This is a genomic window from Shewanella olleyana (genome assembly GCF_023283825.1).
In the GTDB taxonomy this organism is placed as follows: Bacteria; Pseudomonadota; Gammaproteobacteria; order Enterobacterales; family Shewanellaceae; genus Shewanella; species Shewanella olleyana.
Genome location: NZ_JAKILD010000026.1, coordinates 31965 through 51129, shown reverse-complemented (window position 1 = coordinate 51129; position 19165 = coordinate 31965). Strand labels below are relative to the sequence as shown.

Annotated in this window: 15 protein-coding genes; 8 read left to right on the top strand and 7 right to left on the bottom strand. The window is 42.1% G+C overall.

All coding sequences use genetic code 11. The annotated features are described in order from the left end of the window. Positions 1-75: 75 nt before the first annotated feature. The 5 genes from L2735_RS16860 to L2735_RS16840 all read left to right on the top strand — a co-directional run bounded on the left by L2735_RS16860 (position 76) and on the right by L2735_RS16840 (position 6293). The gene (locus L2735_RS16860) at positions 76-2301 is read left to right on the top strand and encodes a type I secretion system permease/ATPase (protein ID WP_248985812.1); all 2226 of its coding nucleotides are present in this window, start codon (positions 76-78) and stop codon (positions 2299-2301) included. Beyond that, positions 2298-3611 carry an HlyD family type I secretion periplasmic adaptor subunit gene (locus L2735_RS16855; protein WP_248985811.1) on the top strand — a complete coding sequence of 438 codons (1314 nt, stop codon included), beginning with the start codon at positions 2298-2300 and terminating at the stop codon, positions 3609-3611. Before L2735_RS16860 ends, L2735_RS16855 begins: the two co-directional genes overlap by 4 nt. 25 nt (positions 3612-3636) lie before the next feature. Then, entirely contained in the window at positions 3637-4932 is a 1296-nt protein-coding gene (locus L2735_RS16850; protein ID WP_248985810.1) for a TolC family outer membrane protein, read from the top strand. 1 nt (position 4933) lies between these two features. Next, complete coding sequence (locus L2735_RS16845; protein ID WP_248985809.1) at positions 4934-5554, top strand: OmpA family protein; 621 nt, start codon at positions 4934-4936, stop codon at positions 5552-5554. Positions 5555-5741: 187 nt separating this feature from the next. After that, positions 5742-6293 (top strand): thioredoxin family protein, encoded by a 552-nt coding sequence (locus L2735_RS16840; RefSeq protein ID WP_248985808.1) that lies wholly within the window; start codon positions 5742-5744, stop codon positions 6291-6293. 96 nt (positions 6294-6389) lie between these two features. On the opposite strand, the gene L2735_RS16835 is transcribed toward L2735_RS16840, so the two are convergent. Beyond that, complete coding sequence (locus L2735_RS16835) at positions 6390-7334, bottom strand: Ppx/GppA phosphatase family protein (RefSeq protein ID WP_248985807.1); 945 nt, start codon at positions 7332-7334, stop codon at positions 6390-6392. Next, the gene (gene rhlB, locus L2735_RS16830) at positions 7335-8633 is read right to left on the bottom strand and encodes an ATP-dependent RNA helicase RhlB (protein WP_248985806.1); all 1299 of its coding nucleotides are present in this window, start codon (positions 8631-8633) and stop codon (positions 7335-7337) included. A 145-nt stretch (positions 8634-8778) separates the two neighbouring features. Between rhlB and trxA the strand changes: the two genes are divergently transcribed. Next, a complete protein-coding gene (gene trxA, locus L2735_RS16825) occupies positions 8779-9105 on the top strand; it encodes a thioredoxin TrxA (protein ID WP_102529367.1) in 327 nt (108 codons plus the stop codon). A gap of 353 nt (positions 9106-9458) precedes the next feature. Further along, positions 9459-10724, top strand: a complete 1266-nt coding sequence (gene rho, locus L2735_RS16820) for a transcription termination factor Rho (RefSeq protein ID WP_248985805.1) — start codon at positions 9459-9461, stop codon at positions 10722-10724. A gap of 241 nt (positions 10725-10965) precedes the next feature. Here the strand turns inward: rho and nrfD are convergent, their stop codons facing one another. From nrfD to L2735_RS16800, 4 genes are all read right to left on the bottom strand, one after another. Continuing rightward, the gene (gene nrfD, locus L2735_RS16815; RefSeq protein WP_248985804.1) at positions 10966-11913 is read right to left on the bottom strand and encodes an NrfD/PsrC family molybdoenzyme membrane anchor subunit; all 948 of its coding nucleotides are present in this window, start codon (positions 11911-11913) and stop codon (positions 10966-10968) included. Continuing rightward, positions 11910-12482, bottom strand: coding sequence for a 4Fe-4S dicluster domain-containing protein (locus L2735_RS16810; protein WP_248985803.1), 573 nt, complete (start codon positions 12480-12482; stop codon positions 11910-11912). The genes nrfD and L2735_RS16810 overlap by 4 nt, the downstream gene beginning before the upstream one ends. A 12-nt stretch (positions 12483-12494) precedes the next feature. Beyond that, positions 12495-14771: a thiosulfate reductase PhsA gene (gene phsA, locus L2735_RS16805; protein WP_248985802.1), complete on the bottom strand. Its 2277-nt coding sequence runs from the start codon at positions 14769-14771 to the stop codon at positions 12495-12497. Positions 14772-15181: 410 nt separating this feature from the next. Beyond that, positions 15182-16990: a sensor histidine kinase gene (locus tag L2735_RS16800; RefSeq protein WP_428848327.1), complete on the bottom strand. Its 1809-nt coding sequence runs from the start codon at positions 16988-16990 to the stop codon at positions 15182-15184. Positions 16991-17143: 153 nt separating this feature from the next. On the opposite strand from L2735_RS16800, the gene L2735_RS16795 reads away from it, so the two are divergent. Continuing rightward, positions 17144-17725 (top strand): response regulator transcription factor, encoded by a 582-nt coding sequence (locus L2735_RS16795; protein ID WP_248985816.1) that lies wholly within the window; start codon positions 17144-17146, stop codon positions 17723-17725. A gap of 58 nt (positions 17726-17783) precedes the next feature. Here L2735_RS16795 and L2735_RS16790 read toward each other — a convergent pair whose 3' ends face one another. Continuing rightward, positions 17784-19040, bottom strand: a complete 1257-nt coding sequence (locus L2735_RS16790; RefSeq protein ID WP_248985800.1) for a DUF4238 domain-containing protein — start codon at positions 19038-19040, stop codon at positions 17784-17786. Positions 19041-19165: the final 125 nt, after the last annotated feature.

Sequence of the window (19165 nt, the reverse complement as noted above, 5' to 3'; positions counted from 1 at the left end):
AAAGTGATTAAGCTAACCCCAGAAAATACGGTTAACTCACTGATAAGAAATGATGCAAAGGATAAGCAGTCAATAATGTCAGAAAATAAAAGCACTACTCAGCAAGTCAGTAATAATGAGTCATTAATCAGTTTACTTTCACTGATTAAGGAACATTTTGGCCTGCCTATTACGCTAGAAAATCTTTCTCAGATTGTGGCTTCTTCTGCCAGCAACAAAAATATGGGGGCATTAGCAGAGCAAGTGCCTCAACTGCTCAAACAGATTCAAATTGATAGTGCCTCACAGGCAATTAACTTCAAACATATCGCCTTACCAGCCGTGTTAATAGATCAAACTAATCAAGTCTATTTTGCGATTGAAAAGCAGCAAGGCGCTTTATTACTGGTTGATACTCAAGGACAACACACACAACTGGATGAAAGCCAGTTTGCAGACCAATTCTCAATAAAAAAGGCACAACAGAAACCACAGTGTTGGTATATCAAACCCATAGAGCAGCTCGATGAGCGCGGAACAGAACACCACAAAGATAACCGTAGACATTGGTTACTGGCAGCATTTGATGAAGTAAAACCTTTCTATGGCAGCTTTTTAATTGGCTCCTTAGCAATCAACATGTTGGCACTCGTCACACCACTGTTCACGATGAATGTGTATGACCGCGTAGTGCCAAATCAAGCTATCGACACATTATGGGTGCTTGCCAGTGGTGCCTCTATTGCCATCGTATTTGATTGGTTACTGCGTCAAGCACGAACTCGATTAGCTGATGTTGCAGGTAAACAAGTCGACATAAAACTGTCGTCGACACTATTTGAAAAAGTCATAGGCATGCGCCTCGAAAACCGTCCTGCATCGTCGGGCGCGTTCGCTAAACAACTGCAAGAGTTTGATAGCATCCGTGATTTCATCACTTCTGTAACGCTAGTCACCGCGGTTGATTTACCCTTCACGCTGCTGTTTTTATTACTGATAGCTTGGTTAGGCGGAGTCATGGTTTTTGTACCACTGACTTGCATGGTTGTGCTTATTCTACTCAGCGTATTTATGCAAAAACGCCTATCAGTCACTATTGAAGAGTCCTCAAAGCTCTCAACACAACGTCAAGCACACCTAGTTGAAAGTCTGAATATGCTGGCTGAAATCAAACAAAATAACGGCCAAGCTAAAGCGTCACGTATCTGGAATGAAACGGTTAGTAGTCTTGCTGACTGGCAAAATGAATCTCGTATCAGCTCTAACACATTAAGCCACAGTGTGATGAATTGTCAGCAGCTAGTATCTATTGGTTTGATCATCACAGGGGTTTATCAAATACACCAAGGAAATTTGAGTATGGGTGGCTTAATCGCCATCGTGATGCTGAGCGGCAGAGCATCAAGTGCCATCAACCAAATCGCTATGTTACTTCTTAAATATCAGCAAACTCGCTCAGCAATTACTTCGGTGGAATCAATATTAGAGCTACCCCAAGAAAACCAACATCAATCACTTAATGTGGCGCAGTTTCCATTTAATGGCAGTTTAAACCTTCGTAGTGCGAGCTTTAGTTATCCAGAACAACCACTGTCAGCATTTAATGACGTATCACTTGAGATAAAAGCAGGTGAAAAAGTGGGTTTCTACGGGCCTGCTGGAGCGGGTAAATCAACTCTCATGGCATTAATTGCAGGTCAATATCAGCTCAGTGAAGGTCAACTATTTTACAATCAATTGGAAGCCCAGCAATGGTCAGTGGCAAGGTTACGTGAGCACATTGGCTATATGGGGCAACAACCCAGTTTAGTTTACGGCACTGTACTAGATAATTTGCTTTACGGGATAGGTCAAGTCGATGAAACGCTTCTCGCCAAGACGATGATGAGCACGGGTATCGATAAACTCATGGATAGATTGGGCAGCGGGCTCAACAGCCAAGTGGGTGAATTTGGCCGTCAGTTATCAGGTGGGCAACGTCAAGCCATTGCACTATGTCGTACCCTACTTCGTCAGCCCACATTGCTCATTCTTGATGAACCGACTAGTGCTATGGATGAACGCAGTGAAAATCAAATTATCAGTAGTTTAAAAGCCAATACTCAAGACTGCACCTTATTGATTTCGTCTCATAACCCCAAAGTACTCAGTCTCTGTGACCGCATTATTGTCATGGACAAAGGTGTCATCATTGGCGAGAAATCCGCAAGTGAATTACTTGAGCCAACTAAGCGCCGCATCAAAGCCGTGAGTGTCAAAAGTCAATCGGACAGACACGCAGATAACACTAATATGAGTAAAAACAGCGAGGTGCAATCATGAGCGCCAACATGCATATCAAACACCTCGAAGGTGCTAAACGCGCCAACATTGTTATTTTGCTTACCTTTGCCCTCATTTGTGCCACCATCATTTGGGCCGCTTTTGCCACTTTAGAAGAAGTTGTCGTCGGCCAAGGGAAAGTGGTTCCAGCGACCGCAGTACAGCAAATCGAGAGCCTAGATGGCGGCAGTTTGAAAGAAATCCTAGTGAAAGAAGGTGACACAGTAACTGCTGGTCAAACTCTTCTGGTAATTGATGAACTGAGATTTGCCTCAGCATTTCATGAAGCAAGACTAAACAGTTTTGCCCTTAAAAATCAGCTCACTCGACTCGAAGCATTACTGCAAAGTGTCGCAATTGATGACAACCAACCTTTATGGTTTTCACAAGTACAAGTGACACCACAACAATTTGAAATTATCGATCCTGCAGCTAATCGCCGTGCACAAGCCATTTATAGCTCGCAACTATCACAATTAATATCTCAGCTAGATCAAACCGCACAAGTCGTTGAGCAAAAACGCCAAGCCAAAGAAGAAGTGAATATCAATATTAACGCCCAACGCAGCGGCCTTAATATGGCGAAACAAGAGATACGCATGACCCGTGAAGCGGTAGGTGAAGGCGCTGTCGCTGAGTTAGAGCTATTAAAGCTTGAACGTGACGCAGTAAGACTCCAAGGGGAGTTATCTGCATCACAGGCCAGTGAAAGACAGTTGCAAGCGGCAATAAGCCAAGCTGTGGCTGAAAGACGCAATGTGGCCTTGGACTTTATCAATCGCGCCACTGATGAGCGCAATAAAACCAGTAATGAATTATCAGCACTCACCGAAAACATGAAAGCGCTCGCTGATCGCCTAGAGCGAACCCAAATTACTACGCCAGTTGCTGGCAGCGTCTCCAACATATTGGTTCGTTCAGCCGGCCAAGTAGTAGAGCCTGGACAAGTAATAATGGAAATTGTTCCTCAAGATGATCAACTCATTATTGAAAGCCAAATAGCCCCTAAAGATATCGCTTTTGTCCGTAAAGGCCTAAAAGCCATGGTTAAGTTTACTGCCTATGACTTTGTCATATATGGTGGTATCAAAGGTGAAGTGATTTATGTAAGCCCTGATGCACAGCAACTTGAAGATGGCACGACTTATTACGAGGCCCACATTCAAACGGACGAAACCCAACTTAATGGCTGGCCCATTATTTCTGGTATGCAAGCATCAACAGATATATTAACAGGCAACAAAACTGTACTAAATTATTGGCTGAAACCGCTATTGCGAGCCCGAGCTAATGCGCTAAGAGAACCGTAAGGTAAGATAAAAAGGTAAGGATACTATGCAAAAACTGCTATTCATTTCTGCTTTAGTGATATCAACTCAAGCCCAGTCGCTGACGTTGGAGCAATCGGTTGCAGAAGCGATAAATCACCACCCTAGATTACAGCAAAAGTACGCCAGTTTTGAAGCGGCTGTTAGATACAAAAAAGCAGCGGTAGGCGACTACTTACCCCAAGTGAAACTCTATGGAGGGGTCGGCTATGAAGAGGTTCGCTATAACAGTGGCCAGCGAGTTGATACTGATTTAAACCGCACCGAACTTGGCGTAAAAGTATCACAGCTACTATTTGATGGGTTTAGAACAACCTCTGAAATTGATCGTCTTGAGTTTGAGCAAGAAGCTGAACGTTTTGGGTTAATTTCAGAAGCTGAAAACCTCTCCTTAGAGGTTGCCACCGTTTATTTAAACCTGATGGAATCTAACCGTATTGTTGGTCTCGCAGAGCGACATATTCAAGAGCATAAAGATATCCTCAAGGATATTATTCTACGCCAGAATAAAGGCTTAAGTAGCGAATCTGATGTCGCTCAAGTAAAAGCCCGAGTCGCGACCAGCCAATCAGGTTATCTTGCAGCTCGAAATCAACAAATGGATTTACAAGCGCAATATTATGATCTTGTCGGTCAATTACCGGTTGATTTACATGACGCAAAACCGGACTTTACTTATGTACCAACCTCATTAAAACTCGCGCTAGAACAGGCCGTTAAAAATCATCCAGAAATTGATGCCGCGATTAACGACACTCAAGCCGCAACGTCTCAATATGAGCGTGAAAAAAGTGACTACTGGCCTAAGCTATCTATCGAGTTACAAGCCAATAAAAATGACAATATAGGTGGTATCGAAGGCCCTGATGAAGATGCCCGCGCAATGTTAATGCTCAGCTATGATCTCTACAATGGCGGTTCCACTAATGACCGAGCAGAAGCCGCAGCTTGGCAAGTTCAACAAGCAAAATCGATTCGTCAGCAAACAGAGAAACAAGTCATCGAAGGCACACGACTCGCTTGGAACGCCTATGAGTTTGTCGGTCAACAACGTAAGTTTTATCAAGTCAACGTTGACCAAGCTGTTCAAGCTGAACAAGGCTATCAACGTCAATTTGAACTAGGACGTCGCTCTTTACTCGATGTATTAGATGCAAAAGTAGAGGTGTACCTTGCACGTAAAAACTACCTCAGTGCTTATTATAATTACCACGTTGCTTCATACCGATTAATCAACGCCACAGGCCAGTTGATCGAATCCTTTAGAGTCGATACCCCTACCCAATGGCAAGAGGAGAAGTAATATGAAAGTCATTAATATACTGCCACTGTGTTTACTGACCATGACACTTAGCGCTTGCATCGAAACTCCTCGCCCTGCTCTTGTTGAGCAGCAAAGTCGTGATTTAACCGATATCGATACTGATGGTGTCATCACCGCACGCGATCTCTGTCTGACCACCCCTGATGGCTCTGTGATTAACAATGATGGCTGCGAAAGCTCAACCACAGTTGATAAAAAAGCCAGCCGCGTCGTGATGTTTGAATTTGATAAACATACCTTAACCACCTATGAATCAGACCGATTGGCTAAAATGGTTAATGCAGTTAAACACTACACTGATGCTAAAATTTACCTGATTGGTGATACTAGCCCTGAAGGAAGTGATGCTTATAACCACGAACTAGCTAAAAAACGAGCTGCGGAAATTACTCGATTAATCGTTGCCCAAGGGATCAGTGAGGATCAAATCACATCACAAGTGTATTTCGAATCAAATATGATCCCTGCATCAATTAGAGGTCGTGAACATCGCTTAGTGGCGGTAGCAAAGTGGCAAGAGTCTGGAATTGAAAAAGCATGGCATATTTTCTCCACCGAAAAAGCTGCCAAACCTAAGCTAAAACCTGCTACTGGCATATGATATGAATATAAAATCTTACTCATCATTATCTAAATATGAGTGATTTTAGGAATAATGGGCGAGTTCAAAGTTATCTTTGAATTATTGCCCATCTGAGTGATCTAGCTAACACGTCGAGCATATTCGACTTCACTAACTTACGCCGAAATGATTGAATTATTGTATTCTTCATTCATGAGGCTTTATCATGCATAAAACCGTTAAAACATTACTAGCCACAACCGCTCTATTTTTTGGTAGCCATTTGGTTACAACTACAGCCATAGCAAATAGCGGCTGTGCATTTGACGAAGAGCAATCAGGCTTCATGGCAACATGTAGCGAGGAGAAACAAGAAGTGATTATCACTGGCATTGTTGAAATTTCAGCATTAGAACAAGATTTACCTGGCTATGCAGACGAGTATGAAAACTACCAAGCAGATGCGGCTACAATTACAGCGCTTAAAGCTGTGACCACCCCAACAAATGTTGTGGTTATTATTGGTACTTGGTGTCCAGACTGTCATCGTGAAACGCCTCGTTTCATGCGCTTGATTGAAGAAGTTGCCAACCCAAACATCACCGTCACCTACATTGGTGTTGATCGCAGCAAGCTTGATCCAGAAGGGTTAGCAGCTAACTATGAATTCAGCCGTATTCCTACCTTCATCGTAGAACAAGACGGTAAAGAAATTGGTCGTATCGTAGAAAGTCCTGAAGTGACACTAGAGCAAGATTTACTGAACATCGTTAAGTAATTCATGTCTTAGCGGTAATAAAGCGACATAAAAAACGGGAGACTCATATGAGTCTCCCGTTTTTATTTATCTTGTTTCAATCTTAACTGCTAACAGCTAACTGCCTAGCTCACCTGCAACCACTCTGTCCGCCAGCATTTGCAGTACCCCTTCACGAAGTGCCCCACCTGATAAGTTGAGCGACTCAATATCCAATAGCTCAAACAAGGCTATTAAAATGGCAATGCCTGATGCAAACGTTGGCGCTTTTTCTTCAGATAATCCCTGAATATGATGTAAGCTCTCATTTTTTTGCACTAATACTTCATCGCGAAAACGATACAGTACTTTCAAAGTGATGATTTCAGAGAGTTCGCGATGATTTAGCACAGACACAACGGATTGTACTGCACCTGAAGCGCCCACAACCCCTTGCCAGCCAAGTTCTCTCAATAATTCAGTATGGGGAAGTAATGCATTTGAAACAGCTGCTTTAGCTTGTTTGAAGTGATGATTTTGATAAGGGACTTGATTGAAAAATTGCTGATTAAAGCGCACGCAGCCAAAATCTAAACTGGTTTTAAATAGCACTTCATTGCCATTACCAATAATAAACTCGGTACTCGCGCCGCCAATATCAATCACCAGCCGCTGACCATTACCTTGGGTGGTTGCTGCCATGCCTTGGTAAATCAGCTCTGCTTCACGCAGGCCGCTAATCACCTCAATAGGATGACCTAAGATGGGTAAAGCACGTTGATGAAATTCATCCGCATTAGAAATAACGCGTAGGGTTGCTGTTGCTAAAACAGCGACGTATTGCTGAGATACTTGATGCTTATCAAGCATATCAGCAAACATCTGCAAGCAATCTAAACCTCGTTGCAAGACATCTTCAGCTAAGCGATTATCCTCGCCAATACCTTCAGCCAAACGCACTTTTTGCTTATATTTAGCAATAATCGTTGGTTGGCCATCCAATGTTTGGGCAACCAACATATTAAAGCTATTTGAGCCAAGCGTTATCGCGGCGTAACAAGGTAATGTAGCTGAACCAGTCATTTACGAGTGTCTGCGATTCCTTTGTGGTGGACGACCACCGCTGCGGTGTGCACCGTTACGATTAGCACCATCACGACCACGAGTCGTTGGGTGTTTACGATGAATACGCACTGGAGGCGGTAAATCTTCAAGTAACGCTTCACGGTCATAATTCGTCACTGGAATTGAGTGATGAATATAGGTTTCAATTGCAGGTAAGTTCAATGCATATTCTTCACATGCAAAGCTAACCGACACACCTTTTTGACCAGCACGGCCAGTACGGCCAATACGGTGAACGTAATCTTCACAGTCATCTGGTAAATCATAGTTATATACATGAGATACATCAGAAATATGCAAGCCACGTGCAGCAACATCTGTCGCCACTAACAAATCAAGTTGGCCAGATGTGAATTGCTCAAGAATACGAATACGTTTCTTTTGCGGCACATCGCCCGTCAGTAAACCAACACGATGACCATCACCTTCTAACCATGACCATACCTTTTCACAGCTGTGTTTGGTATTTGAGAAAATAATGGCTTTTTCAGGCCAATCTTCTTCTAGTAAGGTCAACAACAGACGCATTTTATCTTCTGTTGATGGATAGAAGATTTCTTCTTTAATGTTCTTAGACGTTTTCTGCTCAGGGGCAATTTCGACTTTTACAGGATCATTCATATGATCGTAAGCAAGCTCTTGCACCTTCATCGACAAGGTTGCCGAATAAAGCATGTTTAAACGTGACTTAGCATCAGGCATACGTCTGAATAAGAAACGAATGTCTTTAATGAAACCTAAATCAAACATGCGATCTGCTTCATCAAGTACTACCGCCTGAATTGAGTTCAGACTGATCACACCTTGACGAACGTAATCGATAATACGGCCTGTTGTACCAATTAAGATATCAACACCAGCATCAAGCACTTGACGCTGTACATCGTAACTTTCACCGCCATAAACGATACCGACTTTAAGGCCTGTATGTTTTTCTAGTAATTTGGCATCTTTTGCAATCTGAATCGCTAATTCGCGAGTCGGCGCCATGATAATTGAACGTGGCTGATTGATTTGTCGCCCTTCTGGTACGGCAACAGATAAAAGGTGGTTAAAGGTAGCCACTAAAAAAGCCATTGTCTTGCCAGTACCTGTTTGTGCCTGACCTGCAATATCTTTTTGTTGTAATAAAATGGGGAGAGATAACGCCTGAATTGGCGTACAAAATTCAAAGCCATTTTCGTTTAAAGCCTGAATTACCTCTGGTTTCAAAGGGAAGTCAGCAAACTTTTGGGTAGATAAATGTGTTTCGCTCATAGCTCAAGCATACTCGTTAAGTGTTGCAAAAAAAGACTCAATCGTTTGAAATAGCCCACACGTTTACTTGAAAACTATTTAACCGCCCCAATATACATGGTAAGCCATTAATAAACTAGCAATGGTGCCAAATCTGGAGATTTACATGAGCGATAAAATTGTATACCTAAGCGATGACAGCTTCGAAAATGACGTCATTAACTCAGAATTGCCTGTATTGGTAGACTTCTGGGCTGAATGGTGTGGTCCTTGTAAAATGATTGCCCCAATCTTAGACGACGTAGCTGAAGAGTACGCAGGTAAGATTACTGTAGCTAAACTTAACGTTGACCAAAATAATGTATCACCAGCTAAGTACGGCGTACGTGGCATTCCTACATTATTAATGTTCAAAGGCGGCGAGTTAGTTGCTACTAAAGTAGGTGCACTTTCAAAGACTCAATTAAAAGAGTTCATTGACGCACAAGCTTAATCAAGCCTCTCATTAAAATCACAGCTTATCGGTTTAAAGTTGAATTTTATTCATATGGAGCTAACACAGTTAGCTCGATATTGTTTATAAACTAACAATATTTAGTTAACTCAACCGACACTCCATACGGTAAAGCTGCGCATTTTAAGCTTGAATAGTGATTATCGGCACAATATGTGAACAATTTGTGCCGTTATTTCGCTAAAATTCTGGACGTGCAGTCTATATAGTGCTAATTTATTCAGCAGATTTTCCAACTAAACTCCTACTCGCTTATCAATCACACATTTCAATATTGTTATACCCTATGATTGATTGCGGTAAGCATCGTCGCGTAATACAAGACCCCCAACATGAATTTAACTGAATTAAAAGACACGTCTATATCAGACCTAGTTTCACTAGCAGAAAGCATGAAATTAGAAAATATGGCCCGTGCTCGCAAGCAGGACATCATTTTCTCCATTCTGAAAGCCCACGCCAAAAGCGGTGAAGATATCTTTGGTGGCGGCGTATTAGAAATCCTCCAAGATGGATTCGGATTTTTAAGAAGTTCAGATGGTTCTTATTTAGCTGGCCCAGATGACATTTATGTCTCACCAAGCCAGATCAGACGCTTCAATATGCGTACCGGTGATACCATTTTTGGTAAAATCCGCCCACCAAAAGACGGTGAACGCTATTTTGCTCTGCTAAAAGTCAACGAAGTTAACTTCGACAAGCCTGAAAATTCTCGTTCTAAAATCTTATTCGAAAACCTTACCCCACTGCATGCTGAAGATCGTCTGCGTATGGAACGTGGTAACGGTTCTACTGAAGACATCACTTCACGTATTCTTGATTTATGTTCTCCGATTGGTAAAGGTCAACGTGGTTTGATCGTTGCTCCGCCAAAAGCAGGTAAAACATTACTACTGCAAAACATGGCGCAAAGCATTACCCATAACAACCCAGAAGTGGTGTTAATGGTATTGCTAATCGACGAACGTCCTGAAGAAGTAACCGAAATGCAGCGCATGGTTAAAGGTGAAGTTATTGCTTCTACTTTCGATGAGCCAGCATCACGTCACGTTCAAGTGGCAGAAATGGTTATCGAAAAAGCCAAACGTTTAGTTGAGCACAAAAAAGACGTAGTCATTTTATTAGACTCAATCACTCGTCTAGCACGTGCATACAACACAGTAATCCCATCATCAGGTAAAGTTCTTACCGGTGGTGTTGATGCTAACGCACTTCATCGTCCAAAGCGTTTCTTCGGTGCAGCTCGTAACATCGAACACGGCGGCAGCTTAACTATTATCGCAACAGCACTAGTTGATACTGGTTCTAAAATGGATGAAGTTATTTACGAAGAATTTAAAGGTACAGGTAACCAAGAGTTACACCTTTCTCGTAAAGCAGCTGAAAAACGTGTTTTCCCAGCGATTGATTTCAACCGCTCAGGTACGCGTCGTGAAGAAAAACTTACCACGCCAGATGAACTTCAGAAGATGTGGATTTTACGTAAAATCCTTAATCCAATGGATGAAGTCACCGGTATGGAATTCCTTATCGATAAATTGGCAATGACCAAAACAAACGATGAGTTCTTCACTGCAATGAAACGCGCTAAGAGCTAATAGGTTTTTAAAACAAAATTCAAAAATGCCGTTAACTCCATTGAGTTAGCGGCATTTTTTATGGAGCATTTTTAGTGAAAGGATTTTAGTGGATTGATTTTTAATGAATGAAATAACGTCTATAAAATCGCACCGCAAACTTTCAGACTGTTTTTAAATAATAAAAGCCGCTTAACATTACTGTTAAGCGGCTTTTTTATTGCGTCTGATTTATATCAAACTCATCTATTTTTTGAGCAAGCTAGCTGATATAACTCTGGCCTGCGTATACCACGAAGTGTCTAAGTGCCAATACACCAAGAATAGTGCTACACGATACTGTGACCAAGAAGCCTTTAGTATGGCGCCATGACTTAGGTGATATTGTGCTAGCCAGTACTGGTACCACTAAGCCTAAGCCAACAACCCCTATCCAAAATACACTCGCCCACGTACCTGTGGTAATCGCCGCTGTTGCCGCTTGTGCCGCTGGGCCTGAAAAGTTAAGTCCAACAAACAATAAGACTAAACATAAGGCTTCGTTAAAGGCCACTGGATATTCAATGCGGTGAACTTGTTCAATGCAGTCAGATTCTTTCTTACTGAAAAACAAAGTTGCCACTAAAACATTACCTGCTGAACCGACCGACAATGCTGATGCCAAGAACAATGCAGGTAATACTGCCGTATTCAAAATCGGATAGCTAATCAATGCTGAAAGTAAGAAGCCGGTGTAAATCCCGACGCCTATAGCCAGTACAAAAATCAGTTTGTTCAGACTATTCTCAAGTTTACGACAAATGTTAACCACACCTGATAACCAAGGGGCATATTTGAGTAATTGCTTTTCAAATATCAAACCGGAAAATACAAACACCAGAGGGATATAAAACAATAACGCTAACACCCCCCAAGCCATTACCGAAGTAAAGTTGTAATTCAGTAGAATATGGTAAAACTCAAATGGCTTAGTCAAATCAAGCATTAACAGCGCCATACCGACACAAATAGATATCGGTCCAACAACGGCTGCGGCCTTGATAACGGGTAAGCCTTCAGTGGGCAAGCCACGACTTTGTCTATACCATTTAAGCCCGATAGCCACCATCATAGAACCAGCAGATAGACCTGCCATAAATAAATAAACAGCGATTATCCAGTTCCAGACAACTGGATCGTATTGCTCCATTGAGCCCCAGATATTATTCATACTTTGATCCCTCCTTTACGGCTAGGAATACGGTAAACCCTTGGCTTTGTGCCTAAGTTCACTTTATGTTGGTAATGATTCTTGGAGTCCAGTAATTGGCTCACTTCTGAAGTTAAATCATTGGCATCACCAAAGGCCAACGCTTGAGTAGGACACACTGCGACACAAGCAGGGTCTTCCCCACGGGCTAAGCGGCTTTCTTTACAGAAATCACACTTATCAGGTACACGAGTTTCAGGGTTAATAAAGCGCACTTTGTAGGGACATGCAGCGATACAATATAGGCAACCTACGCATTTCTTTTCATTGATAGACACAATGCCATCATCATTAACGTAAGCCGCTCCTGTTGGGCACACTTTGACACAAGGTGCGTCTTCACACTGCTCACACGACACGCGATTGTATTTAAAATGAAGGTTTGGAAAATTGCCATAAGGCCCTTCGATTCGTACCTGAATTCGGGTCACCGACTCAGGGACATTATTTTCACTGCGACAAGCGACATTACACGCTTGGCAGCCAATGCACTTGTTTTCATCGTGCACAAGGACATAACGTTTAGTCATAATGAACTCCGATTAAATCTTGGCTATTTTGACGCCGGTTGTATGTAAGTTCATACCTGTAACCGGAGACGTAACGTGAGGAAGTAAGTTGCCGCAATGAATACCTTTACCGGTAGCACGTGCAAGCTCTTTGTTTTTGGAACCGCAGCCCATATAAGCAAATACAGTGTCAGGACGAATACCTGGCGTAACCAGAGCATGACCCTCTTCACTACCTGTATCGTTATAAATGCGAATTTTATCGCCGCTAGAAATACCCATTAGCCCTGCGGTAATAGGATGGATCCATAGGGCGTTATCAGACATCAAGTTGGCAAGCATTGGTACATTTTGGGTTGCACCATTGGTGTGAACCGCCACTTTACCTTGGATGAAAAACAGCTCGTCGGCTTTTTTCATATTCACTTCGCGGTATTTAATCACTCCGCGACCTGGTGCCATTTTCTCTACTTTGCTCGAGCTTAATTCAATTTTTCCTGACGGCGTTTTAAAGCTCATATGACTGGCATAAGTGGCATCTTCATCAGGGGTAATAGCATTGGGGTATTCAGACACAAAGGTATTGACCATGCTTGGTTCGCGCAGCATTAACGGTTTACCGTAGCTAACCCAACCATCACGCTTAATCTTGTCTAATAATTTAACGTCTTTGTTCACTTGGAACATTTGTAAGGTTTGCATGTTATCCCAAGGGAAATACTCGCCTTGTCCTAACTTGTCTGCGACGTCTTTCCAAATTTGCCAGCTAGGCTTAGTGTCACCAATAGTATCGACCACGCGTTGACGTACATAGTAAGCTGGGTTTTTACCTGACTTATCTTTGATCTCTTCATCACGTTCAAGGTAAGTCGATTCAGGAAGGAACACATCGGCATAAGCTGCACTTTCAGTGATGTATAAATCACAGGCCACAACGAAATCCAGTTTCTGCATCGACTCAACAATACGCGCTCTATCTGTCATGGTTTGCATTGGATTCGTACGGCTCATCACCCAGCCATGAAGCTGATAAGGAACAGCATTAAGTGTCGCGTCTAGTATGCTTTGATAAACGCCGCCAGATGACCATAACAATGAGTACTGTTCATCCACCATATCAATGCGTTTAGCATCAATTTTTGGCAGATTTTTAACCCCTGGTTTAGACAGCGTAGGCGCTACACTTTCGCCAGCAAACTTATTATATTTCGATGCTTTTTTACCGAAATACAATCCGCCTTTTCGCTCAATATTGCCCACTAATACGTTGGCAGCATATAAAGCGCGGCGCATTTCAAACTCTTCAGTGGTGAATGAAGCACGGTGACCGAAATCCACTAACGCATGAGGCGCTGCGGCGGCATATTCGTGAGTAATGCGGCGGATATCTTCAGCAGGTACATCACTGATGGCTTCAGCCCATTCAGGGGTGTAGTTTTTAACTTCTTTAGCAAACTCATCAAAGCCTTCAACGTAACGCGCTACAAAGTCTTTATCGTATAAGTCATCAGCAATAAGCGTGTGACACATAGCTAAAGCAACCGCGACATCGGTACCGGGTTTAATGGCGTACCATTCGTCAGCTTTGTCTGCCACGATAGAAAAGCGTGGTTCAAATACCACTAGCTTGGCGCCTTTTTCCATTTGGGCGTTCATCATGCCGCGAGTTTCAGACATGTTGATGCCTTCATACAAGTTATGGCCGAAGTTGATGATGTACTTTGAGTTGCTTAAATCGCGTTTAATCTTGCCGCCGAATATGGCTTTGGCTGCAACCACATAACCCGCTGGACAGGTTGATGCATGAGTAAAGGTATTAGGGCTACCAAAGGTTTTAGCAAGATGAAAAAGATGACCTTCAAGAGAACCAGATTTTGATGAGAATGCTACCGACTCTGCGCCATGCTTAGCTTTAATTTTATTGAGATTTTCAGCAATCAGACTATAAGCTTCATCCCACTCAATTTCAGCCCACTTGCCTTCGCCGCGTTCACCCACTCGTTTAAGCGGCTTAACAATACGCTGCTTATCGTAAAGTAAACTATGACCTGCACCACCGCGAGCACACACAGCGCCACCGAATGATTTGGCATTTTTGTTACCTAAGATAGACACGTTTTTGCCGTTAACGACACGGGCAGAAATAGGACAACGTGTAGAGCACATTTCGCAGCTGCTCGCCACAGACTCTTCACTTCCTTGGACAGTGACACTGCCTAACGCAGCAATCGAGCCTGGCAGCGCAGCCAATGCACAACCTGCGGTGCCTGCTCCTGCGCCTTTGATAAAGGTTCGCCGATCTAGTTTCATGGTACTTCTCCCAATTGACAACGATTCCCAAGATCCTTAATCGACGTACTTTCAATCCAATAAACTGAATTGCATCGCGGTTAAGTAGTTCTAAGGTTTTCATCATTCTCAAACAGGAGGAGTCAATTGAATATTGTGGTAAACCACATTTCGATATTACGGTATCTTGGTTTGTGACTATGTTCACGGTTTAAAAAACCACCAACACAGCCATTATTTTTTAGCTATTGTGGTAAACCACATTTCGAGCAAACACATTTCGAATAAACATAAAAAAGACTGCCAAAATGGCAGTCTTTAATATCGTAAAATCATTATCTTACTTACATCACATTTGGTGAATAATCTGACGTGAGCGATCTTAAGTCAATAACCTTACTTGCGTAATCTAGGAATCAAACAAGCTCAAATTAACTCATCACTTTTTGCTCACAGCCTCTTTTTTTCAGACTAATTTTTGCAATACAGCCAGATTGAACATCTTGACGATTTTTAAGACTGAAAACACCATCATGCTCTTTAATCACTTCATTGCAAATCGCTAACCCTAGCCCTAAACCATTTTCTTTCGTGGTGTAAAAGGTTGCCATTAAGGCATCGGAGGTTTCTGGTAATCCAGGACCATTATCAATAATAGACACATCAACTTGATGCTCTTTAAAGTCCATTGCGATGACAATTTTTCTGCGCTTAACCTCTTGCGTTAAGTTAGGGTCACTGATTGCATCAATACTGTTTTTGACCAAATTGATCAGCACTTGCATCAAACCCACCCTGTCAGCAGTAATAAAAAATGGCTCTCCTTTAGTGCTATTTTCGATACTGATGTCATGCCTTGCTAATTCAAGTTTTAATAATGAGACGCTTTCATCCACTAAACTTAAAATATTAACGTCCACCATCACTGCTTCTTTACGCTTTAATAGTCCACGGATGCGATGTACCACTTCCCCGGCTCGGGTCGACTGTTGATGAATTTTAGTCAGTAGTTCAGTGGCTTTTTGTTGATTAAATGGCTGCTGACTTTCTATCCGCATTAACGCGCCTTCGCTGTAACTGGTTATTGCTGCAATCGGCTGATTTATCTCGTGGGCAAGCCCCGCACCAATCTCACCGATAATCGCAGCACTTTGGAGCTTCTCTAAGGCGAGTTCTTGCTGTTTTAACTGACGCTCAGATTCAATTAATGATTCACTTTTTTGATGAAAGCGGTATTCAATCCACAAGTGATAGATAGTCGCGACAAGAAACAATAATATAGCTAAACCGCCCCAGTGGCGGTTGTCATTTAGCCAGCGCAGTAAGGTATCCCAGCGATTCACTTCCGAGTTTTCGACATGTAATTCACTGAATAATTGAATCACAGCTAATTGGCTTATTGGCGATGTCCAACCCTTCAGCTTTGCTTGTATCGCTGCAGGATGCTCCGAAGGTAAATCCATAAGTGCTTGAGTGATTTGCTTACTGAGCTCAATATCTACGCTTTCGTTAGCCGCAAACGACCAATTAGGGTAAAGCTTGGTACTACACTGACAATCAAAACCTTCAGGGCGGCTAGGGTTTAATATGCGAAACTCATCCTCTTTGATAAGCCCACGTTCCACCATATCTTCAAAGGTACATAAGGGCGTGATTGCCGCATCGACATTGCCATCACGCACTTGATACAGGAGAGGATCGAGAGGAAACCCGAGGAATTTAATGTCTTTAAAGTAGTTATTGGTGTCCATCCCCAGTTTATGCATTAAACCTATTGTGGCTTGATATCCGCCTAGTGCATGAGGGTCGCTGGCAGCAATGGACTTCTGTTTTAAGTCATACAGGGTGCGATAATCACTATCAGCTCTAACGATAATTGCCGAGCCAATCGCCGATGTTGCCCCGTTATGTCGTCTTGAGCGCATAGTGGCCAGCCAAGACAAAGGAAACTGATTAGAAAGGTAAAGGTATTGGCCTGGGTTGGTGATAATAAATTGGATTTTACCGGTTTCCATGGCCTGATTTAGTGCCACAAAATTGCCAGGATAAACATGAAAGTTTGTATCTGGCACCTGCTCATTCAAATAATCCATCATGGGTGTCCACCGAGAAATCGCTTGCTGGTCGCCCCAATTAGCTAACACGCCGACATACAGCTCTTGTGGCTTAGCATAAACAGGTGATAAAAAACTGATGGCTATAAGAAGCAATAATATCCGCAGCACAGTATAAACCTTCATTAGAAAAGTATAATAAGCTTACGACGAGCCACTCTGGCGCAACGTGATGCATTTCATGGTTTGTGTAAAATAAGTTCGCTTATCGTTTCAAACTGAGATACTTATCAATTAAGCATTCGTTTCGAGTAAGGAATTACTGTGCAGCAAAATACTATGGGGCCTGTTTATCTAGTGGATGATGACGATGCCATCATCGACTCAATCACCTTTTTAATGGATGGCTTTGGTTATCAAATCGAGAGCTTTAATTCTGGTGACCGCTTTTTAGCGAATGTTGATTTATCACAGGCTGGTTGCGTTATTTTAGACGCCAGAATGCCAGGCCTCAGTGGCCCAGAAGTGCAACAATTACTGGTTGAAGCAAAGAGCCCACTATCGATTATTTTCCTCACAGGTCACGGTGATGTGCCTATGGCGGTGGATGCCTTTAAACAAGGTGCGTTTGACTTCTTTCAAAAACCAGTTCAAGGCAAAGTGCTAGCCCAATCCATAGAAAAGGGGCTGCAATACAGCACACGTCAACATTGGAAAATGGATAACTTAGCCTTAATTGATAGCTTGTCAGAGCGCGAGAATCAAATCTTCAAACTGGTTATTGCTGGTAATACCAACAAACAAATGTCGAATGAATTATGCGTAGCAGTCAGAACCATCGAGGTTCATCGCTCAAAATTAATGGAAAAGCTGGGTGTGCAAAATATTGCCGAGTTAATGAAGTTAGCGCCCTTGGTTTAGTTATCTAGTAATGTCTTCAATGGGTAAAATTAGAAACTCGTTTTTGGACATAAATGATTTAAAAATCAGTAGGTCTGAAGTTAGTTCTTTCTGTGGACACACTTCTGCTTTTGCCTAATTTCAGAATTGTTCTGATTATTTTTTCACCACCACTCTCGATAGTCTCTATAGTTGCAATATCTTGCTTTGTACTACTCAAAAACTCAGCACGGCTATGCTCAATTAAAAAACAAAGTAACCATCGCTCTAGTTCAGGTGTTGCTGTGATATACCATGGCCAAGGGTACTCATCCGCCTTCTGCGCTAATATAACTAGGCAATCTGATACCGTGAGTGGAACGACGGTTAAAGGTTCACCATTTACGCTAGTGAATATATTGCACGTATCTGGTAGTAAGATAGCTTTTTGGGGAGAACGAACAAGCACCCATTGGTTATCAAATAGTGGCTTCGATAGATTTCGATACACTTCATGATTGTTGAAAATACTTTCATAAATAAATTGAACATGCTCAGTATCATTAGCTTTTTCCACACCATAGTGTTGCTCTATGATTGGTTTTAACTTTTTATTATGTGACTCGATAAACACTGGGTTTCTAATGTATTGAATAACTATAAAACCAACCAACGCCAGCTTCTGTGGTGTATTGAGAGGCTCTACTTTTAAAACTTTTTGTATGGGGATAGCAGCATCTCCTTCAATTAACCCGAAGTATGCCTCCAACTTATTCGAGTACAGATTTTGAACAAATCCCCACGTACCAAATGAAGTATCTTTGTAATTAACTGTTCCTTTCGATATTGAATTCTTTCTGATTAGCCCTTCCTCTGACCAATACCTTTTAATAAATGATTTTGGGATAAAGTGATTATATGTCACCTCATTAATCTTTAATGGCTTAGATACAGGGGGAGTATTCTCTTTTTTAAGGGCAGATCTTGTTTTTAGCTTCCAACGGTTATGATATTTTTCTAGCCATACATTTTCCGCTAGAATTTTTCCAGTATTCAAGATTTTTTGTTTTCCGATGTCACCTAGACAATGCTCTCTCTCAACTTCTAAATCAATGTCATTTGGTAGTCGTTCTGATGTTTGTGCTTCAATGACCTTAGATTCAATGTGATGCCTCAACTTAGCAAATTCGAGAATCATCTCTTCTCGTAAGTTAATGTGAAGTTCTGTTATTTGCGGTTTGGAGATTCTATCCATCTCATGAAATATCTGATCGACTACCTCTCCCCAAATATCGGCTAATGCTTGACCTTGTTTTTCCTTGGTATCGGGAAATAATTCACATAAGCGTTTTTTCATAAAACCTCTAACGAATAACGTTCAACACACTTATGATTATCACATAGAAATGATTGAGGGAAATGGGAATAATTATCTAGCAACATTGTGAGGCTTGTAACTCATTTTGGGGCATAAGTGAGTTA